General features: G+C 66.3%; 25 protein-coding genes. 19 read left to right on the top strand and 6 right to left on the bottom strand.

All coding sequences use genetic code 11. The features are described 5' to 3' along the window. Window positions 1-13 precede the first annotated feature (13 nt). The gene (locus ACDC67_RS11850; RefSeq protein WP_376693391.1) at window positions 14-1,168 is read left to right on the top strand and encodes a LysM peptidoglycan-binding domain-containing protein; all 1,155 of its coding nucleotides are present in this window, start codon (window positions 14-16) and stop codon (window positions 1,166-1,168) included. A gap of 1 nt (window position 1,169) precedes the next feature. Here the strand turns inward: ACDC67_RS11850 and ACDC67_RS11845 are convergent, their stop codons facing one another. The 5 genes from ACDC67_RS11845 to ACDC67_RS11825 form a co-directional block, all read right to left on the bottom strand. Then, entirely contained in the window at window positions 1,170-2,882 is a 1,713-nt protein-coding gene (locus ACDC67_RS11845; protein ID WP_376693389.1) for a serine/threonine-protein kinase, read from the bottom strand. Between the two features lie 57 nt (window positions 2,883-2,939). Next, window positions 2,940-3,356, bottom strand: coding sequence for a CPBP family intramembrane glutamic endopeptidase (locus ACDC67_RS11840; protein ID WP_376693388.1), 417 nt, complete (start codon window positions 3,354-3,356; stop codon window positions 2,940-2,942). A gap of 137 nt (window positions 3,357-3,493) precedes the next feature. Next, on the bottom strand, window positions 3,494-4,969 hold the full coding sequence (locus ACDC67_RS11835; protein WP_376693386.1) for an acetyl-CoA C-acetyltransferase: 1,476 nt from the start codon (window positions 4,967-4,969) through the stop codon (window positions 3,494-3,496). Next, window positions 4,969-6,954, bottom strand: a complete 1,986-nt coding sequence (locus tag ACDC67_RS11830; RefSeq protein WP_376693384.1) for a 3-hydroxyacyl-CoA dehydrogenase NAD-binding domain-containing protein — start codon at window positions 6,952-6,954, stop codon at window positions 4,969-4,971. The genes ACDC67_RS11835 and ACDC67_RS11830 overlap by 1 nt, the downstream gene beginning before the upstream one ends. 72 nt (window positions 6,955-7,026) lie before the next feature. Beyond that, a complete protein-coding gene (locus ACDC67_RS11825) occupies window positions 7,027-7,617 on the bottom strand; it encodes a Maf family protein (protein WP_376693382.1) in 591 nt (196 codons plus the stop codon). Between the two features lie 47 nt (window positions 7,618-7,664). On the opposite strand from ACDC67_RS11825, the gene ACDC67_RS11820 reads away from it, so the two are divergent. From ACDC67_RS11820 to ACDC67_RS11750, 15 genes are all read left to right on the top strand, one after another. Beyond that, window positions 7,665-8,174 carry a YceD family protein gene (locus ACDC67_RS11820; RefSeq protein ID WP_376693381.1) on the top strand — a complete coding sequence of 170 codons (510 nt, stop codon included), beginning with the start codon at window positions 7,665-7,667 and terminating at the stop codon, window positions 8,172-8,174. 23 nt (window positions 8,175-8,197) lie between these two features. Continuing rightward, window positions 8,198-8,410 (top strand): 50S ribosomal protein L32, encoded by a 213-nt coding sequence (gene rpmF, locus ACDC67_RS11815; protein WP_376693379.1) that lies wholly within the window; start codon window positions 8,198-8,200, stop codon window positions 8,408-8,410. A 17-nt stretch (window positions 8,411-8,427) separates the two neighbouring features. Further along, complete coding sequence (gene plsX / locus ACDC67_RS11810; RefSeq protein WP_376693378.1) at window positions 8,428-9,429, top strand: phosphate acyltransferase PlsX; 1,002 nt, start codon at window positions 8,428-8,430, stop codon at window positions 9,427-9,429. A 25-nt stretch (window positions 9,430-9,454) separates the two neighbouring features. Continuing rightward, complete coding sequence (locus ACDC67_RS11805; RefSeq protein WP_376693377.1) at window positions 9,455-10,420, top strand: beta-ketoacyl-ACP synthase III; 966 nt, start codon at window positions 9,455-9,457, stop codon at window positions 10,418-10,420. A 55-nt stretch (window positions 10,421-10,475) separates the two neighbouring features. After that, complete coding sequence (gene fabD, locus ACDC67_RS11800) at window positions 10,476-11,423, top strand: ACP S-malonyltransferase (protein WP_376693375.1); 948 nt, start codon at window positions 10,476-10,478, stop codon at window positions 11,421-11,423. After that, the gene (gene fabG / locus ACDC67_RS11795) at window positions 11,420-12,169 is read left to right on the top strand and encodes a 3-oxoacyl-ACP reductase FabG (protein ID WP_376693373.1); all 750 of its coding nucleotides are present in this window, start codon (window positions 11,420-11,422) and stop codon (window positions 12,167-12,169) included. The genes fabD and fabG overlap by 4 nt, the downstream gene beginning before the upstream one ends. A gap of 162 nt (window positions 12,170-12,331) precedes the next feature. Further along, complete coding sequence (gene acpP, locus ACDC67_RS11790; protein ID WP_376693371.1) at window positions 12,332-12,571, top strand: acyl carrier protein; 240 nt, start codon at window positions 12,332-12,334, stop codon at window positions 12,569-12,571. Window positions 12,572-12,624: 53 nt separating this feature from the next. Next, entirely contained in the window at window positions 12,625-13,872 is a 1,248-nt protein-coding gene (fabF, locus tag ACDC67_RS11785; RefSeq protein WP_376693370.1) for a beta-ketoacyl-ACP synthase II, read from the top strand. Then, window positions 13,869-15,206, top strand: coding sequence for an aminodeoxychorismate synthase component I (locus ACDC67_RS11780; RefSeq protein WP_376693368.1), 1,338 nt, complete (start codon window positions 13,869-13,871; stop codon window positions 15,204-15,206). The genes fabF and ACDC67_RS11780 overlap by 4 nt, the downstream gene beginning before the upstream one ends. Beyond that, window positions 15,199-16,017, top strand: a complete 819-nt coding sequence (pabC, locus tag ACDC67_RS11775; protein WP_376693366.1) for an aminodeoxychorismate lyase — start codon at window positions 15,199-15,201, stop codon at window positions 16,015-16,017. Before ACDC67_RS11780 ends, pabC begins: the two co-directional genes overlap by 8 nt. Next, window positions 16,005-17,003, top strand: coding sequence for an endolytic transglycosylase MltG (mltG, locus tag ACDC67_RS11770; protein WP_376693363.1), 999 nt, complete (start codon window positions 16,005-16,007; stop codon window positions 17,001-17,003). Before pabC ends, mltG begins: the two co-directional genes overlap by 13 nt. Further along, on the top strand, window positions 17,000-17,626 hold the full coding sequence (gene tmk / locus ACDC67_RS11765; protein WP_376693361.1) for a dTMP kinase: 627 nt from the start codon (window positions 17,000-17,002) through the stop codon (window positions 17,624-17,626). Before mltG ends, tmk begins: the two co-directional genes overlap by 4 nt. Next, window positions 17,626-18,576, top strand: a complete 951-nt coding sequence (gene holB / locus ACDC67_RS11760) for a DNA polymerase III subunit delta' (RefSeq protein WP_376693359.1) — start codon at window positions 17,626-17,628, stop codon at window positions 18,574-18,576. Before tmk ends, holB begins: the two co-directional genes overlap by 1 nt. 4 nt (window positions 18,577-18,580) lie before the next feature. Continuing rightward, entirely contained in the window at window positions 18,581-18,919 is a 339-nt protein-coding gene (locus tag ACDC67_RS11755; protein WP_376693357.1) for a PilZ domain-containing protein, read from the top strand. 17 nt (window positions 18,920-18,936) lie between these two features. Then, window positions 18,937-20,004 (top strand): DNA polymerase IV, encoded by a 1,068-nt coding sequence (locus ACDC67_RS11750; RefSeq protein ID WP_376693356.1) that lies wholly within the window; start codon window positions 18,937-18,939, stop codon window positions 20,002-20,004. A gap of 10 nt (window positions 20,005-20,014) precedes the next feature. Here ACDC67_RS11750 and ACDC67_RS11745 read toward each other — a convergent pair whose 3' ends face one another. Beyond that, a complete protein-coding gene (locus ACDC67_RS11745) occupies window positions 20,015-21,703 on the bottom strand; it encodes an AMP-binding protein (RefSeq protein ID WP_376693355.1) in 1,689 nt (562 codons plus the stop codon). Window positions 21,704-21,860: 157 nt separating this feature from the next. Here ACDC67_RS11745 and ACDC67_RS11740 point away from each other — a divergent pair, with 157 nt between their 5' ends. From ACDC67_RS11740 to ACDC67_RS11730, 3 genes are all read left to right on the top strand, one after another. Then, entirely contained in the window at window positions 21,861-23,783 is a 1,923-nt protein-coding gene (locus tag ACDC67_RS11740) for a CBS domain-containing protein (protein WP_376693354.1), read from the top strand. Continuing rightward, on the top strand, window positions 23,780-24,229 hold the full coding sequence (locus tag ACDC67_RS11735) for a hypothetical protein (protein ID WP_376693353.1): 450 nt from the start codon (window positions 23,780-23,782) through the stop codon (window positions 24,227-24,229). Before ACDC67_RS11740 ends, ACDC67_RS11735 begins: the two co-directional genes overlap by 4 nt. Window positions 24,230-24,456: 227 nt before the next feature. Then, a partial coding sequence (locus ACDC67_RS11730; RefSeq protein WP_376693542.1) for a transposase occupies window positions 24,457-24,912 on the top strand: 456 nt, incomplete at its 3' end.

Raw genomic sequence — 24,912 nt, 5'->3', positions numbered from 1 at the left:
AACTGTTTCCACAATGTCCTCGAATTCAGCCATTCCCCAGACTGCTGCGCGGCGAATCAACTGGTTCTCTCTTGTCCTGGCTTGCCTGTTACTTGCGGGCTGTCAGTCTTGGCCGTTCGAACGACGGGCCGAGAAGCCGGCATCGCCGTCGGGTAGCGAGGGCGAATCGGTCAACGGTCAGCAGGTGATCACCGACTCGATCGGACAGGCCATGACCCTGCTCCAGGACGGGGAAGAGAAGCGTGCCGAGGAGATGCTCGCCGGGATCCTGGCCGACAATCCGGAGGATGCAACCGCAAGGCTGTTGCTGGCCCAGATTCGTCAGCCGCCCGAGGAACTGCTGGGTGAATCGTTCGAGGTCATGGAGGTGCAGTCGGGCGACAGCCTTTCAGCCATTGCCGGGCGTACGATCGAGAACGAGCTGCTGTTCTATTCCCTCGCGCGGCTCAACGACATCGATGTCCCCCGCCTGTTGCGAGCGGGCCAGCGCATTCGCGTTCCGAGCGTGCCGGAAGACGAGTTCGAAAACATGCAGGCCCTGGAGCCCCCGGCTTCGGAGGAGAGCCCGGTTGACGAGGGCAATGTCGAGCTCGGAACGACGGCGGCGAACCTGATTGAACGCGAACGCCACAACCAGGCCTATGCGCTGCTGTTGAGTGCCGCGCGTGCCGGCAAGCTGCGCGAGGCCGATCGCCCCTTGCTGGCGCAATCGGCGCTTGCCCTGGCCCGCGCCGCCTGTCGCGAGGATGATCCGGCGCGGGCGAGAAAGCTTCTCGACCAGGCCTTGCCCTGGTTGGGCGTCGAGGCCGAGTCGAGCGACTTCGTCCGCCAGCGCGAACATGTCGAGGCGAGGCTGGCGCTTGGCCGGTCCGAACAGTCCCTGGCGCGTGGCGACCACGCTGCCGCCTTCGATGCGCTGCTGCTCGCGCGCGAACTTGACGAGGGCCTGCGCGAGACGCATCGGCAGAGGCTGGAGCGGCTCGAGGCCGCGCTCGGCGAACACTATCACGGCAGTGCTCTGACCGCGTGGCGCGATCAGCAGGTCGATCAGGCCGTGGAGCTGTGGGATCGGGTCTTGCGCATCAACCCGGAATTCGAACCCGCCATTCGCTACCTGGAACGCGCGCGCCGCGCCCAGCGCGAGCTACGCAGCCTGGAAGACGGCTGAGTCAGTCGCCTCGGCCGCCCGAATTCTTGCGCTCGGACAGGGGCAGGATGTTGGATTCCTCCACGGGCCGTTCCATTTCCATTGTTTCCTCGACATCGGGATCGTCGCGGTCATCGAAGTCCGGAAGCGGCTGCCGCGCCGGCTTGTACTTCAGGTAGCCGTGCCGCTCTTCGAGTCGGTTGGCCATGTCGTTGAATCGCTGGAACAGGGGCGCGAAGACGTCCTGTCGGTCGCTCTCGAGCCGGGCGTCGTACTGCCCGCGGGCAATCCGCTGCAGTCCGCGGCTGGCGCGCTGGATCGAGCGCTGCTGTCGTCGCACCAGCAGGCTGAACCCGCTTCCGACGACGATCAGGGTCACGGCGAACACCAGGGCGAGCATGGTCAGCGTCGTGCGGGCGGCCGTCTGGAGCTGGTCGCCGTCGATGCCCAGCTGGACTTCACCGATCCGCTGGGTCTGGAAGCGGATCGGCGTCTGGAATTCGAGATTGCCGTCCTCCCTCGAAAGCAGGCGCACGCCACCCTGCTCGCGCTCGATGGTGGCCCGGCCGGGTTCGGGTCGGGACTCGCCCTGCAGGAAAGGATCGGTGCTCGCCTGGACACGACCGTCGCGGGCGCTGATGTGAAGATAGGTGATGCGCGGGTTGACTGAGAAATCCGAGACCAGGTTGGACAGGGCCGTCGTGTCGTCGAGCAGCAGCGCCTCCGCCGTTTCGCGGGCGATCACGCTGGTCAGGGCATCGCCGTAGCCGTAGGTCGACTCCTCCATTGCCTCGGTCTGGCTGTGGTAGACCCAGGTCAGACCGCCGCCGAGCACGATCATCAGCGCGAGGGTCAGGGCTGCCAGCCAGCGCCAGGTGCCGGGTTGGCCCCGTACGGTGTTGAGCAGGCCGCGGTCGAGATCGGCGCGGATCTCCTGCAGCTCTTCCAGCAGCAGGGCGCCGCTGGACGGTCTTGTTTCGGGATCCTTGGCGAGAAGACGGTGAACGAGCTCGATCAGGTCGATGGGTGTGCGGTCGTCGCGCGATTGGAGACGGGCCGGCGACCGGTGCACGATCTGGTGGATGAGGGCGCCGATGGAATCGGCCTGGAAGGGCACGGTGCCGGAAAGCAGCCGGTAGAGCACCACCCCCAGGCCGTAGAGGTCGGCCCGGCCGTCGAGTTCCCCGCCCTGGATCTGTTCCGGCGACATGTACTTCGGCGTTCCGGCGATCGTCTCGACATCGTCGCCGCTGGCCCGGTTCCGGTCATTGATCGCGGCGATGCCGAAATCGACCAGTTTGACCAGGCCGGATTCCTGGTCGAAGTAGATATTGGACGGTTTGACGTCGCGGTGAATCACGCCCCGATCATGGGCATAGTCGAGCGCGCCGGCAAGCTGGATGCCGATCGAAAGGATCTCGTGAACGCTCAGCTGGCCGCCCTCGTCGAGGAACTCTTCGAGGCTCTGACCCTTGAGCCGCTCCATCACCAGGAACGGAAGCCCCTCGTGCTGGCCGACGTCGAACACGGTCACGATGTTGGCGTGGCTCAGGCCGCCCGCCGAGCGCGCCTCGCGCAGGAAGCGCTGGCGGCTTTTCAGTTCACGGGCATAGCGCTCGCGCAGCACCTTGACCGCGAGGTGACGGTTGATGTGTGGATCGAAGGCCTCGTAGACGATCGACATCGAGCCTCGCCCGAGTTCGCGTTCGATGCGGTAGCGGCCGATGCGCTCCATTCGAGATCTTCCCCTGTCGTGGAGCGTCCATGTTAACCCATCGGGTCGATGGCGAATCTACGCCCGGCGCAGGTAGTAGCGGATCGCAACCCAGTCGTAGAGGGCGTGGACGAGGATCGGAACCAGCAGGTTGCCGGTCCAGTGGTAGAGCAGGCCCAGGTAGAGCCCCATCAGTGTGGCCAGCAGCAGGTAGCTGAAGGACACGGCGTGGGCCAGGCCGAAAAGCAGTGAGGCGATGACGATACCGCTTGCGGGTGTCAACCAGGCGACCAGGCCGGCCTGGATGACGCCGCGAAAAAGGAGTTCCTCGCCAATCCCGGCCAGGGCCGAAACCAGCACGACGGCACCCGGGCGGGTGCGGCGAAAAAGCACCGCCACGAAGCGCCGCACCAGGCGGGTGAGCTCCTCCGCCCATCGCCAGCGTTCTGCCGGCAGGGCCAGGAGGCTCGCCGCCAGGGGCAGGGTGGCCGCCACCGACAGGCCGAGGGCGGCCCAGGAGGGGTGGATCTCGGACCAGGGTCGCAGTCCGAAGAGGAAGGCCAGGCCGACCGCCAGGAGAATCAGGCCGCCCTGGAAGAGCAGGGCGGTGGCCAGCGGGTGGCTTCGACCTTTCAGCTGGTCTGCTCCCCGGCGGTATCCCCGGCCGGCGACGAAGTTGTCTCGTTCTCGCCCGCGGTCTTCTTTTGGGCCGCTTTCTTGCTCGCCTTCTTGCTCGCCTTCTTGCTTGTCTTCTTGCTGGATTTCTTCTTGGTGGAAGGCTTGCGGGTCGTCTTCCTGGCGCCGGTGCGGCCGGAGCCGTTGTTGTCGCGTTCGAGAATCGCGGCCACGCCCATGCCGCCGGCGGTGCAGATCGAGATCAGCCCGCGCCCGGAGCCGGCTTTCTCGAGGATGTGGGCCAGGGTCGAGACGATGCGCGCGCCGGTGGCGGCAAAGGGGTGTCCGATCGCGACCGAGCCGCCGTGGACGTTCATCTTGCTGCGGTCGATGCTGCCCAGCGCGCCGTCCAGGCCGAGACGCTCGGTGCAGTAGTTCTCGCTCTCCCAGGCCTTGAGCGTGCACAGCACCTGTGCGGCGAAGGCCTCGTGGATCTCGTAGAAATCGAAGTCCTGCAGCTTCATGTCGGCGCGCTGCAGCATTTCGGCGACGGCGACCGTGGGCGCCATCAGCAGACCCTCGTCGCCGTCGACGTAGTCGACCGCGGCGGTGCGTGAATGGGTCAGCCAGGCCAGGACCGGCAGGTCGTGCTCGCGCACCCAGTCTTCCGAGGCCAGCAGGACCGCGGCCGCGCCGTCCGACAGGCTGGTGGAATTGCCCGCCGTGAGCGTGCCGTGCTTCGAACGATCGAAAGCGGGCTTGAGGCTGGAGAGCTTTTCCATGCTGGAGTCGGGCCGTACGATATTGTCGCGAAGCACGCCGTTGTGCGGTCGCACCAGTTCGTCGAAGAAGCCCGATTCCCAGGCTTCGGCGGCTTTATGGTGTGAGTCCAGCGCCAGTTCGTCCTGTTCCTTGCGCGTGATGTTCCACTCGCGCGCCATGCGCTCGCAGTGCTGTCCCATCGACAGGCCGGTGCGCGGCTCGGAATTGCGCGGCGGCTGCGGCGCGAGCTCGGAAAAGCTGAAGCCCTTGAACGCCTTCAGGCGCTGCCCGAACGACCTGGCCTTGTTGAGTTGCATCAGGCGCTGGGCGAAGCGGCGCTTGAACACGATCGGTACGTCCGACGTGGTGTCGGTGCCGCCGATCAGCGCGCACTCGATCTCGCCCGATGCGATCTGGCTGCCGGCCAGCAAGGCCGCCTGCAGGCTGGTGCCGCAGGCCTGTTGCATCGTGACCGCGGGGGTCAGCGGCGACAGATCGGTTGAGAGCACCGCCTCGCGCGCCAGGTTCCAGTCCTTGGAGTGGGTCGTGACGGCGCCGGCGATGACCTGGTCGAGCTTCTCGCCCGACAGGTTGTAGCGATCGACGACGCCGCGGAAGGCGGCGGTAAGCATGTCCAGGTTGGTCTGGTCGGCATACAGGCTGCCGGAGCGGCAGAACGGGATGCGGCTGCCGCCGACAATGGCGATACGGCGCAGGTTCTTGTCGGGCATCAGGACGCCTCCTTGTCGGCTCGGGCGGATTCGAGATAGTGCATCGGGCCGCCGCGGAAGGGCGCAAACCCGGTGCCGAAGATCATGCCGGCGTCGAGCAGGTCGGCATCCTCGACCACCTTGTCGGCCAGGCACGCTCGGCATTCGTCGAAGTAGGGTTGCATCAACTGCTCGGCGAGATCGTCGAGATCATGCCCCTTGTGGGCGTCGTCCTCGCGCTGCGGCTTGCCGTCCTTCCAGCGGTAGAAGCCTTCGCCGGACTTCTTGCCCAGCTTGCCGGCCTCGACCATCTGCTCGAGTACCTTGCGGTCCTCGCCGGCGTCGTCGCCCATCAGGGTCTTGATCACGCCCAGGCCGACGTCCAGGCCGACGGTGTCGGCCAGTTCCACCGGCCCCATGGGCATACCGAACTGCTCGGCTGCCTTGTCGAGTGCTTCCTTCGGAATGCCCTCGCGGTGCATTTTCATGGCATTGCGCATGTAGGGACCGAGTACCCGGTTGACCAGGAAGCCCGGCGTGGATGTCACCGGCAGCGCGTATTTGCCGATCTGGGTGGCGAAGCTCGAGCCGTCGTTGACGCGATCGGCGTCGGTGAGCTTCGTGTCGTGGACGATTTCCACCAGCGGCATCTTGGCCACCGGGTTGAAGAAGTGCAGGCCGATCAGCCGCGACGGGTCATCCAGCACGTCGGCCAGCTCCGACAGTGGAATGGCCGAGGTGTTGGTGGCGATGATCGCGTCGCGCGGCGCGTCCTTGTTGACCTTGGCGAACAGCTCGCGCTTGGCCTCGCGGTCCTCGAAGATCGCCTCGATGATCACGTCGGCCTGGGCCACGCCCTTGCCCTCGACGTCGGCGATCAGCCGCCCCTTGGCCGCGGCCACGGCCGTGGGCGTCTTGAGCTTGCGCTTGAACAGCTTGGCGGCGCGCTTGAGCGCGGGCTCGATGTACTTCATCTCGCGGTCCTGCAGGGTGACCTCCAGGCCGCGGGAAGCGCACCATGCGGCAATGTCGCCGCCCATCACGCCGGCGCCGATGACGTGCACGCGCCGGGCCTTGAACTCGCTGCGCTTGCCCTGCGCCTTGAGCGCCTCCATCAGGCGGAACACCCGGCGCAGGTTGCGTGAGGTCTCGCCGGCCAGCAGCTTGGGTACTTCCTCGGCCTCGATGCGGATCATCTGCGTGCACGAGTCGCCGGCTTCCTCGAACGCGTCGATCAGGGCGTAGGGCGCGGGGTAGTGCGCCTTGCGGGCCTTGGCGGCGGTCTGCTTGCGCATCTGGCCGGCCAGGAACTTGCGTACCGGGCCCCAGGTTGTCGCGCGGGCGGTCAGGCCGGGCCGGCGCGAGCTGCGCTTCTTGAGCACGGCGCCGCGGGCGGCCCATCGCAATGAGCCGTGCTGGTCGACGGTCTGGTCGATCAGGCCCAGGCCCCTGGCCGCGCGCGCCCGGAGCATCTTGCCGGTCAGCATGATCTGCATGGCCTGCAGACCGCCCATGGCGCGGATGCTGCGCCCGGAGCCGCCGAAGCCCGGATAGATGCCGAGATTCACTTCAGGGAAGCCGATGCGCGTGTGATCCGCGTCCAGGGCGATGCGGTAATCGAAGCACAGGGCCAGCTCGAGCCCGCCGCCGAGGCAGTAGCCTTCGAAGGCGACCACGGTCGGGAAGGGCAGGTCGTCGATGCGCTGGAAAAGCTTGTGAACATTGCGCACGTTGCTGCGCAACTCGTCGACGTCATCGGTGGCGTCGAACTCGCGTACATCGGCGCCGACGATGAACGATCCCGGTTTGCCCGACATCAGCACCAGCCCCCTGGGATGGTCGGCTTCAAGCCGCCCGATGATCGATTCGAGCTCCTCGAGAACCTTTGAGCCGAGGCTGTTGACCTTTTCGTCGTCGCGGTCGAGGTAAAGCCAGGCGATTCCGTCGAGGTCGGATTCCAGTCGCCAGTGCCGTCCGGCGCTGGTTTGCGAGGCAGTCGATGCCATCCGGAACTACTCCATTCTGGTGCGTATGGTTAGCTTATCACCAAGCTCCCCGGCTTGTGTCGGCGTGGATGCTCAGGGCAGGGCGATCCCGAAGCGTTCAAGAAGGGCGACAACGCGGGTCAGCGGGAGACCGATCAGCGCGGTGGGATCGTCGCTGGTGATGCGCTCGGCAAGACTGATACCGAGCGCCTCGCTCTTCATTGCCCCGGCACAGTCGAAGGGGCGATCGGCGTCGACGTAGCGCTCGATCTGGTGCTGGTCGAGCCGGCGCAGCGCCGTGACGGTCGGAACGGTGGCGGTGTGTGCCGTCCGGCCGCGGCGGATGGTCACGGCGGTATGGAAGGTGACCTCGGCGCCGCTGCAGAAGGCGAGCTGCTCGATCGCGCGATCGCGGTTGCCGGGCTTGCCCATGAGTCGCCCGCGGCATTCGGCGACCTGGTCGGAGCCGATCACGATCGCGCCGGGAAAGCGCGCGCTGCCCGCCGCAGCCTTGGACTGCGCCAGCCGGATGGCCAGGGCGTGGCCGGACTCGCCCCCACCGGGCGTTTCGTCGACGTCCGCGGCGTAGCGCTCGAACTCGAGCCCGAGCCGGGTCAGGAGTTCGGCCCGATAGGCTGAGCCGGAGGCGAGAACGAGCTTCTCGGTAGCGCTTGATTCGGCCATGGCGAATAGTGTTGTGAAGACGTTTTGGGTGGTATAATGGACGGCTTATGTCGCGAGACTTTCCAGACTGGATCGACCCGGAAAAGGCGGCAGCGGCCGGACGAGAATTCAGCGGCACGGTTCCGCTGGCGCGGCTGACTCGCCTGGAAGGCATGATAGCCGATCCCGGCGACGCTGAAATCGGTTTCCGGATCGTGTTCGGGCACGACGAGCAGCGCCAGGTCAGGGTCGAGGTTTCGGTCAGCGGTCGAGTGCCGTTGCATTGTCAGCGGACGCTCAAGGTCTTCGAGCATCCGATCGACAGCCGGTCAACGGTGGGCATTGTCCCCGATGACCGGGAAGCCGAGTCCTTGCCCGAAGACTACGAGCCGCTGCTGTGCCCGGACAACAAGGTCGAGCTGGTGCGCCTCATCGGCGAGGAAGTCCTGCTGGGCTTGCCGCTGGTGGCGATCGATCCGGCCTCGTCCAGGGTCGGCGATCCGGCCCCGGCGTCGGACACGCATCGGCCCTTTGCCGACCTGGCCGACGAGTTGCGCAGGAATCGCGACAAGGATTGATAACTCAAGGAGCTTAGTGAGCCATGGCTGTTCAGAAAAGTCGTAAAACCCCGTCCAAGCGCGGCATGCGCCGTTCGCACGATAGCCTCAGCGGCCCGACCGTGTCGGAAGAGTCCACCACGGGCGAGATCCATCGCCGCCATCACGTCTCGGCCGAAGGGTTCTACCGCGGCCGGCAGGTGGTCGAAGTGGCCCCCGAGATCGACGAAGAAGAACTCGAAGAAACGCAGGGCTGAACGGCTCCCGCTGATTCATGACTGCCCCGGATAGGGTCCGGGTCGCCGTCGACGCCATGAGCGGCGACGGCGGCGTCGATGTGGCGCTGGCAGCAGTTCGCCGTGCCCTGGATGCCGATCCACAGCTCGCCGTGGACCTGGTCGGTGACCCCGAACTGTTGCGTGAGCGGCTGGCCGCGGCTGGTCTCGTTGCTGGCGAGCGGATCGCGCTGGCGGCGGCCGGGCGGCTGCTGCCGATGGACGCCGGGCCTGCCCAGGCGCTTCGCCACGGCCGCGGCAGCAGCATGCAGGTCGCGCTCGAGCGCGTGGCCGGGCAGCTCAGCGGCGCGGTGGTCAGCGCCGGCAACACGGGTGCACTGATGGCGCTCTCCCGGCAGGTGCTGGGCATGCTGCCCGGCATCGAACGCCCGGCCCTGATGGCGGCGTTGCCGACCGCTGACCGCACGGTATGGGCGCTCGACCTGGGTGCCAATGTCGGTGTCGATGCGCAGCGCCTGTGCGAATTCGCCCGAATCGGCAGCGCCGCGGTCGGCGTGCTGGAGAATCGGCGTCCGCGCATCGGTCTGCTCAATATCGGTCACGAGCCCAGCAAGGGCCCCGACGTCGTGCGCGAAGCCGCCCGGCTGATCGAGGCCGAAGCGGGGCTGGACTTTCGGGGTTTTGTCGAGGCCGACCGGGTGTTTGCCGGCGATGTCGACCTGGTCGTGTGCGACGGGTTTGCCGGCAATGTGCTGCTGAAGTCCGCCGAGGGCATGGCCCGGCTGCTGTTCGGTCAGCTGCGCGGCGAAATGAAGGGCTGGCGCGGGGCCGTGTTTCGCCGCCCGCTGATGCGCGTGTATGACAAGCTCGATCCGGCCCGGCATAATGGTGCCCCGCTGCTGGGCGTTCGCGGCAACGTCATCAAGAGTCACGGCGGCGCTTGCGAGCGCGGTTTTGCCACCGCCATCGGACTGGCCGCGCTGGAGGCGCGCCGGAACCTGATTCCCGAGCTCGAAGAGGCGCTCTGGGCCAGCTACTGACCGACATGCAGGGACGATAATCACAATGTACGCTCGCATCATCGGAACCGGCCGGTACCTGCCCGAGAAGATCCTGACCAACCAGGACCTCGAGCAGATGGTCGAAACCAGCGATCAGTGGATACAGGACCGCACCGGCATTCGGCAGCGGCATGTCGCGGCCGAGGGTCAGACAACCTGCGACCTGGCCGAGCAGGCGGCCCGACAGGCCATGGACGATGCCGGCCTCAAGCCGGGTGACATCGATCTCCTGCTGGTGGGCACCACGACACCCGACCTGGTTTTTCCATCGACGGCCTGCCTGCTGCAGCACCGCATGGGCATGGCCGAATGCGGCGCCTTCGATATCAATGCAGCCTGCTCGGGCTTCATTTACGCGCTGTCGGTCGCCGACCAGTACATCCGCAACGGCAACGCGCGCAACGTGCTGGTGGTGGGCGCCGAGACGCTCACGCGCATGCTTGACTGGAACGACCGCGCGACCTGCGTGCTGTTCGGCGACGGTGCCGGGGCGGCGGTTCTGACCGCCGACGATACGCCCGGTATCATGTCGACCCACATCCACGCCAACGGCGGCTACAGCGACTTGCTCAAGGTCGATGTCGGTGTGTCGCGGGGGTTCAAGGCCGAACCGCGCGGGGGCGTGGCGGTCTCGATGAAGGGCAACGAAGTCTTCAAGGTGGCGGTCAACACGCTGGGGCGAATCGTCGACGAAACGCTGGCGTCAAACGATCTGGAGAAGGAGGACCTGGACTGGTTGATCCCTCACCAGGCCAACCTGCGGATCATCAAGGCCACCGCCCGCAAGCTCAAGATGTCGATGGACCAGGTCGTGGTCACCGTCGACCGGCACGGCAACACCTCGGCGGCCTCCGTTCCCATGGCGCTGGACGAGGCGCTCAGGAGCGGCCGTATCCAACGCGGGGACAAGCTGTTGCTCGAAGCCTTCGGCGGCGGCTTTACCTGGGGCGCGGCGCTGATCGCTTACTGATCCGCCTTTCGATTCCCGCATTCATTTCAAGCATTCCAACGCCAGGGGAGAACGCATGACGGATTTTGCATTGCTGTTTCCGGGGCAGGGCTCGCAGTCGGTCGGCATGCTGGCCGGGCTGGCCGAAAAGCACCAGCAGGTGCGCCAGACCTTCGAACAGGCCGGCGAGATTCTCGGAACCGACCTGTGGCAACTGGTCCGCGAAGGGCCCGAAGCGGAACTCAATCGCACGGAGCTGACCCAGCCGGCGGTACTGGCCGGGGCGGTCGCGGTGTGGCGTGTCTGGCAGGCGCTCGACGGCCCGACGCCGTCCCGCCTGGCCGGGCATAGCCTGGGCGAGTACTCGGCGCTGGTCGTGGCCGGCGCACTCGATTTCGAGACCGCGGTGGCGCTGGTGGCCGAACGCGGTCGCCAGATGCAGGCGGCCGTTCCCGAGGGCGTCGGTGCAATGGCGGCCATTCTGGGGCTCGAAGACGAGGTGGTGGCCGCCATCTGCCGCGAAGTCGCCGAAGACCAGGTCGTCGGACCGGCCAACTACAATTCGCCGGGCCAGATCGTGATCGCCGGGCACGGGGCGGCGGTCGAACGGGCGCTGCACAAATGCAGCGAGGCGGGGGCCAGGCGCGCCGTCAAGCTGCCGGTCAGCGTGCCTTCCCACAGCCCCCTGATGAAGCCCGCCGCCGAGGCCATGCGCGAGATCCTGGCCGATACCGAGATGGGCCGCCCGGCCGTGCCCGTGGTGCACAACTGCGACGTGGCACAGCACGACGATGCCGACGCCATTCGCGAAGCCCTGGTGCGGCAATTGACCCATCCAGTGCGCTGGACCGAAACGGTGCGTGCGATCGGCGAGGCGGGTATCATGGACTTCGCTGAGTGCGGCCCCGGTCGCGTTCTTTGCGGGCTGGGCCGGCGGATCGAGCGCCAGGCGCGCTGGGTCGGTCTGGAGAACCCCGATTCCCTCGAGGAAACGATCGCCAACTTCAAGGAGTCGCAACAATGACGCCCGAGACGGCAAATCGGATCGACGGTCGCGTGGTGCTGGTGACCGGTGCCAGTCGCGGCATCGGCCAGGCGACGGCGGACTGGCTAAAGGCCATGGGTGGTGACGTGTTCGGAACCGCCACCACCGAATCGGGCGCGGCGCGAATCGCCGAGCGCCTGGGCGAGGAGCGCGGCCTGGTTCTGGACGTCGGTGATGTCGACGCCATCAACGACACGGTCGCCACCATCAAGGAGCGCGCCGGCGCCGTGACCATCCTGGTCAACAATGCCGCCATCACGCGCGACCAGCTCTTGATGCGGCTCAAGGACGACGACTGGGACGCGGTCCTGGATACCAATCTGCGGGGCGTGATGCGCATGACGCGCGCCTGCCTGCGCGGCATGCTCAAGGCCCGCTTCGGGCGCATCATCGGCATCTCATCGGTTGTCGGTTACAGCGGCAACCCGGGTCAGAGCAACTATGCGGCGGCCAAGGCCGGCCTTGCCGGCTTCTCGCGCTCTATCGCGCACGAGCTTGGCAGTCGCGGCATTACCGCCAACGTGGTGGCGCCGGGCTTCATCGAGACCGACATGACCGCCGAACTCGACGACAAGCAGCGCCAGCGCCTGACCGATACGATTCCGCTCGATCGCCTGGGGGCGGTCGAGGACGTTGCGGCCGCTGTCGGTTTCCTCGCCAGCGACGCGAGCGCCTACGTGACCGGGCAGACGCTGCATGTCAACGGCGGCATGTACATGACATAGCGCTTTATCTGTTATCGCTAACTTTCTGAATAGTATATTTATCCAATCGGCAGGTCCGCGGCAAGTGAGCTTGTCATTCGGTACCTGGAAACTGGCAGTGAGCGGATTTGTTCACTACAATGTGCCCGCTTTGGGCAACCCTTATCAACGAGGACATCACCAATGAGCAGCATTGAAGAACGCGTCAAGAAGATCGTGATCGAACAGCTGGGCGTCAAGGAAGAAGAAGTCACCCCCAGCGCCTCCTTTGTCGATGACCTGGGCGCCGATTCGCTCGACACCGTCGAACTGGTCATGGCGCTCGAGGAGGAGTTCGAGTGCGAGATCCCCGACGAAGAGGCGGAGAAGATCACCAGCGTCCAGCAGGCGATCGACTACATCAAGTCCAACGTCGACAAGTAATCGTCGACGAGGTCTGTTCACTCAGTCAGGGTCAATGAAAAACGGAGACGCACATGCGTGGTGACCGTCGCATCGTGATTACGGGCATGGGCTGTATCTCGCCGGTCGGCAACGACGTGGCCAGCGCCTGGGATGCCATCTGCAACGGTCGCAGCGGCATCGGGCCGCTGGAGGCGTTCGATGCCGAGCGCTTCCCGGCCAGGATCGCCGGCGAGATACGCGACTTCGATATCGGCGACTACCTGTCGCCGAAGGAAGCGCGCAAGTGCGACCCCTTCATTCACTACGGCATGGCTGCCTCGATGCAGGCCATTGCCGACGCCGGGCTGAGTGACGACGAGGATGATGCCGAGCGAATCGGGCTGGCCATCGGCTCGGGAATCGGCGGCATTTCCACCATCGAGCGGACCTACAACACCTATCTCGAAAGCGGGCCGCGCCGGATCTCGCCATTCTTCATTCCCGGCGTGATCATCAACATGATCGCCGGCAACCTGTCGATCAAGTACGGCTACAAGGGCCCGAACCTGTCGATCGTGACCGCCTGCACGACCGCCACCCACAATATCGGCGACGCGGCGCGGCTGATCGCCTACGGCGATGCCGACGTGATGGTCGCCGGCGGTGGCGAGTTCGGCACCACGCCGACCGCCTACGGTGGTTTCACTTCGGCCAAGGCGCTGTCGACCCGCAACGAAGACCCGGAGAACGCCAGCCGTCCCTGGGACGTGGATCGAGACGGTTTCGTGCTCAGCAACGGCGCGGGCATCGTGGTGCTTGAAGAGCTCGAGCATGCCCGCAAGCGCGGTGCGAATATTTACGCCGAGTTGGCCGGCTACGGCATGAGCGGCGACGCTTACCACATCACCTCTCCGTCCGAGGGCGGCGAGGGTGCGGCTCGCTGCATGGCCAATGCCATCAGGGATGGCGGCCTCGATCCCGCCGACGTCGACTACGTCAACGCGCACGGCACATCCACCCAGCTGGGGGACCGGGCCGAGTGCGCGGCCGCGCGAGCCTGCTTCGGCGACCACGTTGGCAAGCTGATGATGAGCTCGACCAAGTCGATGACCGGGCACCTGCTCGGCGCCGCCGGCGGGGTTGAAGCCATCTTCACGGCGCTGGCGCTTCGCGACGGCGTCATTCCGCCGACGATCAATCTCGACGAGGTCGACGCGGACTGTCGCGATATCGATCTCGTTCCCCACCAGGCACGCGAAAAGCCGATACGCGCGGCCCTGAGCAATTCCTTCGGTTTCGGCGGCACCAACGGTACGCTGCTGCTGAAACGCTTTGAATGAGCTGCCCGGCGCGTGAGCTGGGCGCCTTCGGGTCGCTGCTCACCCTTCATCGCAAGTTCCCTGATCGCTGGCCCTTCCTGCTCGCCAGCTCGGCTTCGGCCGGCAAACTGGGGCGCTGGTCGATGCTCCTGCGCGCCGCCGACGAGGCGCCGCTGGTGCTCGATTCGGTCGCCCCAAACGACGCGCCGCGCTTCCTCGACGAGCTCGCCCGGCTGCAGGCCGAGGCCGGTACGGAAGGCATCGATACCCGGTTCCCGTTCTGCGGGGGCTGGTTCGTCTATCTCGGCTACGAACTCGCCGGCGAGATCGAACCCGGGCTGAAGCTTCCTGCCGCCGGCGACGGTCTGCCGGTGGCTTTTGCCCGACGCTGTCGTTGTGCCGTTTTGCAGGATCACCTCGAGCGCCGCACCTGGCTGGTGGCGGAATCCCGGGAGGAACTGGCGCGCGCGCTGGATGAGCTCCAGGCGGCCGGCGAAGCCGGCATCGCCGAGAAGGAGGAAACCCCGCATCTGGAACTGAAGGCGGATGCGGGCGAGCGCTTCATGGCCGGGGTCGAGCGGATCCGCGAATACATTCGCGACGGCGACGTATTCCAGGTGAATCTCTCGCGCGGCTGGGCGGCTGTCGGCGAGGAGGATATCGATCCCGCTTCCCTCTACCGCTCACTGGCGGAAAGCAACCCGGCCCCGTTCGCCGCCCTGGCGCGCCTGCCCGGCGGAACGGTCGTGTCCTCCTCGCCCGAGCGGCTGGTCAGCGTCGACGGTCGCAGCGTCCAGACGCGGCCGATCGCGGGTACGCGACCGCGCGGGCACTCCGAGGACGATGACTCTCGCCTGAGCAGCGAGCTCGTTTCGCACCCCAAGGAGCGCGCGGAGCACATCATGCTCATCGATCTCGAGCGCAACGACCTCGGCCGCGTCTGCCGGGTCGGCAGCGTCGAGGTCGACGAACTGATGGTGATCGAGTCCTACGCCCACGTTCACCACATCGTGTCCAACGTTCGCGGTCAACTGCGCGATGGCGTCACAGCCGCCGATGTCATTCGCGCGGTCTTTCCGGGCGGCACCATTACCGGCTGCCCCAAGGTGCGCTGCATGGAGATCATCGCGGAGCTGGAGCGCCAGGGGCGCGGCTGCTACACGGGCGCGCTCGGCTACCTGGGCCGCGATGGGCGCATGGACCTCAATATCCTGATCCGCTCGATGGTGGTCAACGCCAACCGCATCGTCTTCCGCACGGGCGCCGGCATCGTGGCCGATTCCGACCCGGCGGCCGAGCTGCGCGAAACCGAAGACAAGGCACGCGGCCTGCTGGCCGCGATCGGTCATGGCTGAGGCCCTGGTCGACGGTCGGCCCGCGGATTCCGTGCCGGTCGACGATCGCGGCCTGCTCTACGGCGACCACCTGTTCGAGACGGTCGCATTCGTCCGCGGCCGGGCGCCCTTGTGGGACCTGCACATGGCCCGCCTGCTCCGGGACGCGCGGCGCCTGCTGATGCCCGCGCCCGAACCCGAGCTGCTTGCGGCCGAATGCGCCCGGCTGGTCGAGGGCCATCGACAAGCGGTCGTGCGAGTGACGATCACGCGTGGCAGCGGCGGTCGGGCCTACGAGCCGCCCGCCGACCCCGCGCCCCGGCGGATCCTGGTCCGCCGGCCGTGGCCGGCGGGGCTGGTGGCCGCCCGCCGCGACGGGATCGTGATGCACACCAGCCCGGTGCGACTCGCCCTCGGCGGTCCCCTGGCCGGCATCAAGCACGGCAACCGCCTCGAGCAGGTGCTGGCCGCCGAGCAGGCGCGCCGCTCGGGCGTGGACGAGGCGGTGCTTCTGGATGCCGACGAGCGCGTGGTCGAGGCGATTACCGGCAACCTGGTGCTGCTGGTCGACGGCGAAACGCTTACGCCCGATCTGTCGGCCGCCGGTGTCGCCGGCGTGGGGCTGCGGGCGCTCGGCCGTCGACTGGGGGCGAAGCTGATCGAGCAGTCCATCGATGCCGATGTGCTGCGTCGGGCCGAAGGCCTCATGGTGATAAACTCGGTCGCCGGTATCCGGCCCGCGCGCGTGCTCGACGATCGAGCGTTGACGATCGTCGAATCGTGCCGCCGCTGGCAGCGACTCTGGGACGAACTGTTCGAATGCGAAGACTGATCATCGGCATCCTGCTGATCGCCGTGCTGGCCGCCGGCGTGGCCGCCTGGGCCCTGCGCGACCTGCAAAACTTCCGCGCGAGCCCGCTCGCCCAGGATGGGCCGGTCACGCTGTGGCTCGAAAGCGGCAGCAATTTCCGGAGCCTGGTTCGCCGGCTCGAGTGGTTGGGGCTGAGTCGCCAGGACTGGCGCTGGCGCCTGATCGGCCGCCTCGACGCGCCCGTGCTTCGGGCGGGCGAATACCGGATCGAGCCGGGCATGACCGTCGACCAGCTGCTGGCCGCCGTTGCGGCCGGCCGGGTTCTCGAGCATCGCTTCACCATCGTCGAGGGCTGGACGGTCGCCGAGATGCGCGCTCGCCTTGCGGTCGATACGCGCCTGCAAAAAGTCGCGGCCGACTTCACCGACGAGCAATTGATGCAGCGCCTCGGCTGCGACGGCTGCCGGGCAGAGGGACGCTTTCTCCCCGAGACCTATTTCTTCCAACGCGGCTCGAGCGACCTGGCACTGCTCGAACGCGCCTACTCGGCCATGGAAGACGCCTTGCAGCGGGCCTGGACGAATCGGCGCGACGACCTGCCGATCGACGAGCCCTACGACCTGCTGGTGCTCGCTTCCCTGATCGAACGCGAGACCGGCCAGCCCGACGAGCGCGCGCGGATTGCCGGTGTGTTCGTGCGGCGGCTCGACCTGGGCATGCGCCTGCAGACCGATCCCACCGTCGTCTACGGCCTGGGCGAGGATTTCGATGGGCGCTTGCGGCGCGTTCACCTCAGGACCGATCACCCCTGGAACACGTATACGCGTCACGGCTTGCCGCCGACCCCGATCGCGCTGCCGGGCCGCGACGCGCTTGAAGCCGCAGCGCGACCGGCCGACGGTACGGCGCTGTACTTCGTCTCGCGCGGAGACGGCAGCCACAAGTTTTCCGACACCCTGGCCGAGCACAATGCCGCGGTCGACCGCTACATCCGGGGGCGCCAATGACCCGGGGCCTGTTCATCACGCTCGAAGGCGGGGAGGGCGCCGGCAAGACCACGGTGCTGGAAACCATCCGGGAATGGCTGGCCGCGCGAGGCCGCAAGGCCATCGTCACGCGTGAGCCCGGTGGCACGGCCGCGGCCGAACGCATTCGTGAGTTGCTCCTCGATCCGGCGACCGGCCCGCTCACGCCGATGAGCGAGCTGCTGATGATGTTCGCCGCCCGCCAGGAGAACCTGGCGCAGGTGATTCGACCGGCGCTGGCGCGGGGCGACGACGTCGTGAGTGACCGCTTCACCGATGCCAGCCGCGCCTACCAGGGCGCCGGCCGGGAGCTGGGTGAGGCCGCCGTGGAGACGCTCGCCGGGCTGGTGCATCCCGATCTCGAACCGGACCTGACGCTGCTGCTGGATGTGCCCGTGGACGTCGGAATGGCGCGTATCCGCGACCGGCACGGCGGCCCCGATCGCATGGAACAGAGCCTTCCCGAGTTTCTCGAACGGGTCCGCCAGGCTTACTTGGACCGGGCCCGGCGCGAGCCCGAACGGTTCGTGGTGATCGACGCCACGCGCCCGCTCGAGGCTGTGCGGCGGGCCATCGAGAACGCACTGGCCGGGAGGCTGAACTGATGTTGCCCTGGCTCGAACCGCACTGCCGCGCGCTGCGCGAGCGCATGGAGACCCAGCGCCTGGGACACGCCCCCCTCATTCACGGGCCGCGCGGCATCGGCAAGCACGTGCTGGGCCAGTGGCTCGCACGCCTGCTGCTGTGCCAACAGCGCGGCGGCGGCGAACCCTGCGGCGATTGCCAGAGTTGTCGCCTGATCGAAGGGGGCAGCCATCCGGATCTGTTCGTGATGGAAGTGCCCGAAGACAAGCAGGGCATCGGGGTCGACCAGGTGCGCGATTTGATCGAGCGCATGCAGCTGACCTCCAGCATGGGAGCGCATCGCGTCGGCCTGGTGCCGCAGGCCGACGCCATGAATCGCAATGCCGCCAATGCGTTGCTCAAGACGCTCGAAGAGCCCCCTTCGGACGCCTGGCTGATCCTGCTGAGCGAGCAGCCGGCCCGGCTGCCGGCCACGATTCGCTCGCGCTGCCAGCAGTGGCCGCTGCGGGCACCCGACGCCGAGGTCGGCGCACGGTGGTTGGCCGAGTCGTGTCCGGATGCCGAAGCGGGGCGGCGCGAGGCCGCGCTGCAGCTCAGCGCCGGCGCGCCGCTGGCTGCACGCGAGATGCTCGAGTCGGGCGGCCTCGACGCGGGCCTGGCCCTGCTCGACGACCTGGTCGAGGCCCGCTCCCACGCCGATGTGCTGGAGCGCTGGCAGGCCGATCCGGTGGCAAGCTGGCTGTGGTTGGCTCGCTGGATGGGTGTGTTCATGGCGCATGTCAGCCGCACCGGCGGCTGGCAGCCCCCCGGCAAGCGCCTGCCCGAGGATCTCGATCGTCGCGACCTTGCCCGCCTCTGGCAGATGGCGCTCGACGGCCACCGCGAGGCGGTGCGCGGCGTGGTGCGCCAGGATCTGCTTCTGGGGCGTTGGCTGCTAGAATGGGAGGCGTCCCAACCGGCGCGGAAATGACCATATGGCCCAGAAAGGCATCCTCTCCTACAACATCGAGAACAAGCAGGAGCTCTATGGCGCCTACATGCCGTTCCTGATCAACGGCGGTCTGTTCGTGCCCACGCGCAAGCAGTTCCAGCTGGGCGACGAGGTGCTGATCCTGCTTGGCCTGATGGGCGAGGAGCGAATCGCGATTCCCGGCAAGGTCGCCTGGCTGACGCCCTCGGGTGGACGCCATACCGCCAACAGCGGTGTCGGCGTGCAGTTTTCCGACAGCGCGGAAGGCCAGCAGGCCCAGAGCACCATCGTGTCCCTGCTTGCCGGCATGCTCGACAGCGACAAGCCGACGCGCACCATCTGATTGACGCAAGAGTCCCCGTGACCCGGCGGGCCATCCTGCACGTCGACATGGATGCTTTCTACGCCAGCGTCGAGCAGCGCGATCATCCCGAACTGCGCGGCCGGCCGGTGATGGTCGGCGGCGGCAGCGCGCGCGGCGTGGTTGCCGCGGCCAGCTACGAAGCCAGGCAGTACGGCGTTCGATCGGCAATGCCGGGGGCGCGGGCGCGACGGCTTTGTCCGGCGGGCGTTTTCGTCGCAGCGCGCTTCGATCGCTACCGCGATGTCTCGCGCCGTGTGTTCGAGTTGTTTCACGAGATCGGCGACCGCGTCGAGGGTCTGAGCCTCGACGAGGCCTTTATCGATGTTTCCGATCGCGTCCACGTGCACGGCGAGTCGCTGGTGGCGATCGGCAGCCGGCTCAAGCAGCGGATTGCCGCCGAAACCGGCCTGACGGCCTCGGTCGGCATGTCGCACAACAAGCTGCTCGCCAAGATCGCATCCGACTACGACAAGCCCGACGGCCTCGTGCATATCCCGGCCGACCGGGTCCGGCGCTTTCTCGATCCGTTGCCGATCCGGCGCCTGTGGGGGATCGGCCCGCGCACCGCCGAGCGATTGCACGATATCGGCGTGTTCACCGTCGGCCAGCTTCGGCGCACCAATCTCGACGTCCTGTCGGGCGTGTTCGGGGATCACGCCGTGGAGCTGATCGAACGCGCGGCCGGTATCGATGAACGGGAAGTCAGCGTCGAGCGCGTGCGGCGTTCGATCAGCCAGGAAACGACGTTCTCCGAAGACCACCACGACATCGAGAGCCTGGCGACGGTCATGCGCGGGCAGGCGGAAAAAGTAGCGCGGCGAATGGCCGAGCGCGGCCTCTACGCGCGCACGGTCACGATCAAGCTGCGCTCGAGCGGCTTTTCCACCATTACGCGCAGCCAGGGCCTGGGCGGGTATACGCGCGACGCCGAGCGAATACTCGAGGGGGCGCGGTCGCTGATCGAGGGGTGGGCCGGCTGGCGCAAGCAGTTCGCCGTGCGCCTGATCGGCGTCGGCGTATCCGGGCTGTCAGAGCGGCCGGACGAATCCGACCTGCTCGAGTAGGCGCGAGCCCTCAGTCCTGTGAACTGCGCGCCTCGCCGTAGAGATCGCGCAGCTCGCGCCGCAGGATCTTGCCGACGTTGGTCTTGGGCAGTTCCTCGACGAACTCGACGTACTTGGGCACCTTGTAGCCGGTCAGTTCCTTGCGGCAGAACTCGCGCAGTTCCTTGACCGTCAGCGAGTCGTCCTTGCGCACGACCACCACCTTGACCACTTCGCCCGATTTTTCGTCGGGTGCACCGATGGCGCCGACCTCCAGCACCTTCGGGTGCGTGGCGACGACATCCTCGACCTCGTTGGGATAGACGTTGAAGCCCGAGACCAGGACCATGTCCTTCTTGCGATCGACGATGTAGAAGAAACCGTTCTCGTCCATCTTCGCCATGTCGCCGGTCTTCAACCAGCCATCGTCGCCGAGGACCTTGGCGGTCTCTTCCGGGCGGTTCCAGTAGCCGCGCATGACCTGCGGGCCGCGCACGCACAGCTCACCGGTTTCGCCTACCGGCAGGGGATTGCCCTCGGTGTCGATCACACGGCATTCGGTCGAGGAGATCGGCAGGCCGATGGCGCCGTTGTAGTCTTCCAGGTCCATGGGGTTGATGCAGGCCGCCGGCGACGTCTCGGTCAGCCCGTAGGCCTCGACCAGGGTCACGCCGGTGACCTTCTTCCAGCGTTCGGCCACCGCGCGCTGAACGGCCATTCCGCCGCCAAGCGTCATGCGCAGGCTGGAAAAGTCCAGGTCGTCGAACCCGGGGGTGTTGAGCAGGCCGTTGAACAGCGTGTTGACGCCGGTGATCGCGGTGAACTTCACCTTCGAAAGTTCCTTCACGAAGCCCGCCATGTCGCGCGGGTTGGTGATCAGCACGTTGCGCCCGCCGAGCTTGATGAAGACCAGGCAGTTCGCCGTCAGGGCGAAGATGTGGTAAAGGGGCAGGGCGGTGATGATGGTTTCCTCACCGACGTTGAGACGGCCGCCCAGCCAGGCCGAGGCCTGCTGCATGTTGGCCACCATGTTGCCGTGGGTGAGCACCGCGCCCTTCGATACGCCGGTCGTGCCGCCGGTGTACTGCAGGAAGGCGATGTCCTCGTGCCCGAGCTCGACCGGAAGAAAGCGCTCCTCGGCACCCTCGCGCAGTATGGTGTTGAACGATTGCGCCGTGGGTAGGTTGTAGGCGGGCACCATCTTCTTGACATAGCGCACCGCGAAATTGGTCAATGCGCCCTTCAGGGTGCCGAGCATGTCGCCCATGCGCGTGAGGATCACGTGCTCGATCTCGACATCGTCGATGACCGCCTCGAGCACGCTGGCGAAATTGTCCATGATGACGATCGCCTTGGCGCCCGAATCGTTGAGCTGGTGCTTGAGTTCCCGGGCGGTATAGAGCGGATTGGTGTTGACGACGACGAGCCCGGCCCGCAGCGCGCCGAATACCGCGATCGGGTACTGCAGCACGTTGGGCATCATGATCGCGATGCGGTCGCCCTTTTCCAGGCCCATGGCCTGCAGGCGGGCGGCGAACGCGGCGCTATAGCGGTCGACCTGGCCGAAGGTCAATTCGGCACCGAAATTCGAGTAGGCGACCTTGTCTCGGAATTCGTTGCAGCTGGTATCGATCACGTCGACGACGGAATCGAATTCGTCCATGTCGATCTCGGCCTGCACCCCTTCCGGATACTGTTCAAGCCAGGGCTTGTCGCTCATCGGGTCTCCCTTCCATCCGTTCTGTTTCGGTAGCGTTAAAGCTTGGCACAGGACGTGCGCGGAGACAAGCGCCCGGGTAGCGCCGGAGGGTTGTATTTGCCCCTTTGACGGGGGGCGTTTATGATCCCCGGAAAGTCAGCGAGGGGCGAGCGTTCCCATGGGCGAACAAAACGTCGAACAAACCGCCGACGAGCAGACGCGTCGCGCCTTCATGAAGGCGCTGCTCGACGAGGTGCGCGCGCTCGAGGACATGCTCGACGCCGGAATGATCGAGTCCGGCATCCGGCGCATCGGTGCCGAGCAGGAAATGTTCCTGGTCGACCAGGCCTCCCGGCCGGCCCTGACCGCGATGCAGATTCTCGAGACGATCGAGGATCCGCGTTTCACGCACGAGCTGGGCCTGTTCAACATGGAGGCCAATCTCTCGCCGCTGGAGCTCGGGGGAGACTGTTTGCGGCAGCTCGAAAAGGAAGCCGACGAGGTGCTCGGAATTGCTCGCCGCAAGGCGGCCGATGTCGGCAGCCGTGTCGCCCTGGTGGGTATCCTGCCGACGCTCACGCGCGAGCACATGTCGCTCGATGCGATGGTGCCGACGGCGCGCTACTTCGCCCTCAACGAGGCCCTCTTGCGCCTTCGCGGCAGCAATTTCCAGTTCGCCATCAAGGGCATCGACCAGCTCAGCTTCAATCACGACAACCTGATGCTCGAAGCCTGCAACACCAGCTTCCAGGTGCATTTCCAGGTTGGCGCGGAGGAGTTCGCGCACCTCTACAATATTGCCCAGGCCGTCACGGGGCCGCTGCTGGCCAGCTGCGTCAATTCACCCATTCTGCTTGGCAAGCGGCTCTGGCACGAAACGCGCATCGCCGTGTTCGAGCATTCCATCGACGCCCGTTCCGAGGCGCACGCCGCCCGCGGTCACAAGCCGAGGGTGCACTTCGGCGACCACTGGATCGACGAGTCGGTGATCGAGATCTTCAAGGAAGATATCGCGCGATTCCGGGTCGTGCTGACCACCGAGTTCGAAAAGGACCCCATCGGCATGGTCGCCCGCGGTGAGGTGCCGCGGCTGCGCGCATTGTGCCTGCACAATGGCACCGTCTATCGCTGGAACCGCGCTTGTTACGGCATTTCCGACAACGGCAAGCCGCATCTGCGCATCGAGAACCGGGTCATTCCCTCCGGTCCGACCGTGCTCGACGAAGTGGCCAATGCCGCGTTCTTCTTCGGCATGATGTCGCGCCTGTCGCATACCGTCGACGACATCCGCGAGCACCTCAATTTCAGCGACGCCAAGAGCAATTTCCTGGCCGCGGCGCGCGAGGGCCTCAGGGCGCAGCAAGTGTGGTTTGACAACCAACAGGTCACGGCCCAGGAACTCATCATCGACGAGCTGCTGCCGATGGCGCGCGAAGGGCTGTTCGAGGCCGGCATCGACGAGCGCGATATCGACCGCTACCTCGGGGTCATCCGCGCCCGCGTCGACAACCGCCGAACCGGGGCGCGCTGGCAGCTCGAGTCGCTGGAAAACATGCGCGAGCAGGGCAACGAGCACGAACGGCTGCGCGCCCTCGTCTCCTCGATGGTCGAACAGTCCGAGTCCGGCAAGCCGGTTTCGGACTGGGCGCTGGCCAGCCTTTGCAGCCAGCAGGACTGGCGCGACAGCTACCGAAACGTCGGCCAGTTCATGGCCACCGACCTGTTCACGGTGCGTCCCGACGACATCGTCGATTTTGCTGCCAGCCTGATGGAATGGCGCCATGTCCGGCACGTTCCGGTCGAGGACGATACCGGTCAGCTGCTCGGGCTGGTCTCCCATCGTCAGCTCCTGCGCTTGATTGCCCGCGGCAACCGCGGCGAGGAAGCCGTGACGGTTCGCGATATCATGCGCCCGGACCCCATCACGGTCTCGCCCGACACGACCACCGTGGAGGCCATTCGCCTGATGCGGGACAATCGTCTGAGCAGTCTGCCGGTGGTGGAGGGGGGCAAGCTGGTCGGGTTGGTCACCGAATACGACTTGATCGTCGTCGCCTCGCGCCTGCTCGAGTCCTACCTGAGCGAGGATCAGCTCACGTGAACCCATGCCGGTCGGTCTGGGTGCCGATTCTGTGTATCGCCATGCTGGCCGCCTGCGGCGAACGCCCGCCGGCCGAGCAGCAGATCCGCGATCGCATCGAGACCATGCAGTCCGATCTGGCCGAAGGCCGGGCGCGCGCATTCATGTCGCCGATCGCCGAGGACTTCAGCGCCGCCACCCGCAACCTCGATCGCCGGGCGGCGGGTCTCCTGCTGCGGCGGGAAATGATGGCCCACGACAGCCTCAGAGCCCGCCTGGCCGATATCGAAGTCGAGCTTCAGGGCGAGAATCGGGCGACCGCGACCATGCACGCGGTCGTGACGGGCGGAACGGGCCTGATCCCCCGGACCGGCGGCTGGTACAAGCTGACCACCGGCTGGCGGCTCGACGACGACGAATGGATGCTGATCTCGGCGCGCTGGGAGACCGTTGCGGGTCGCGGATGAGGCTGAACGATCAGAAATAGTGAAAAGAAAAAATATGTCCACAGATGAACACAGATGAACACAGATTGAAAAGACAAAAAGGCTTGAAAGAAGAACGGCTTTGCGGAGGGTGTTGAAGCGCGATCAGGAATAGCTGCCCTTATTTCGATGCCGGGGACTGTCCTGAGATTTGTGTAACTGCCCATTGATACGTACTGTAAATCAGGAGTTTATCAATGGACGCAGTAGTGGATGAAAAAAGGCTGAAGGAGCTGGTTTCCGAGCTAGCCAAGGACGTCAAGACGGAGAAGGACCTCGGCGAACTCTCCGACCGGTTGACGAAGATGGCGGTCGAGACCGCCCTCGGCGCCGAGATGGAGCACCACCTGGGCTACGAGAAGCACGCCCCGGAGGGCCGCAACACCGGCAACAGCCGCAATGGCAAGTCCTCGAAGAAGCTCAAGGGCAAGCACGGCGAGGTCGAGATCGACACGCCGCGGGACCGCAACGGCACCTTCGAACCCAAGCTGCTGGGCAAGTACCAGACCCGCCTGACCGCCTTCGACGACCAGATCCTGTGCCTGTACGCCAAGGGAATGACGACGCGCCAGATCGTCGAGGCCTTCCAGGAGATGTACGGCGCCGAGGTCTCGTCGACGCTGGTCTCGAAAGTCACCGACGCGGTCATCGACCAGATGACCGAA

The sequence above is a fragment of the Wenzhouxiangella indolica genome (genome assembly GCF_042310355.1).
In the GTDB taxonomy this organism is placed as follows: Bacteria; Pseudomonadota; Gammaproteobacteria; order Xanthomonadales; family Wenzhouxiangellaceae; genus Wenzhouxiangella.
Note: the sequence above shows the minus strand (reverse complement) of the source record. Positions and strands in the feature narration are given on the sequence as shown.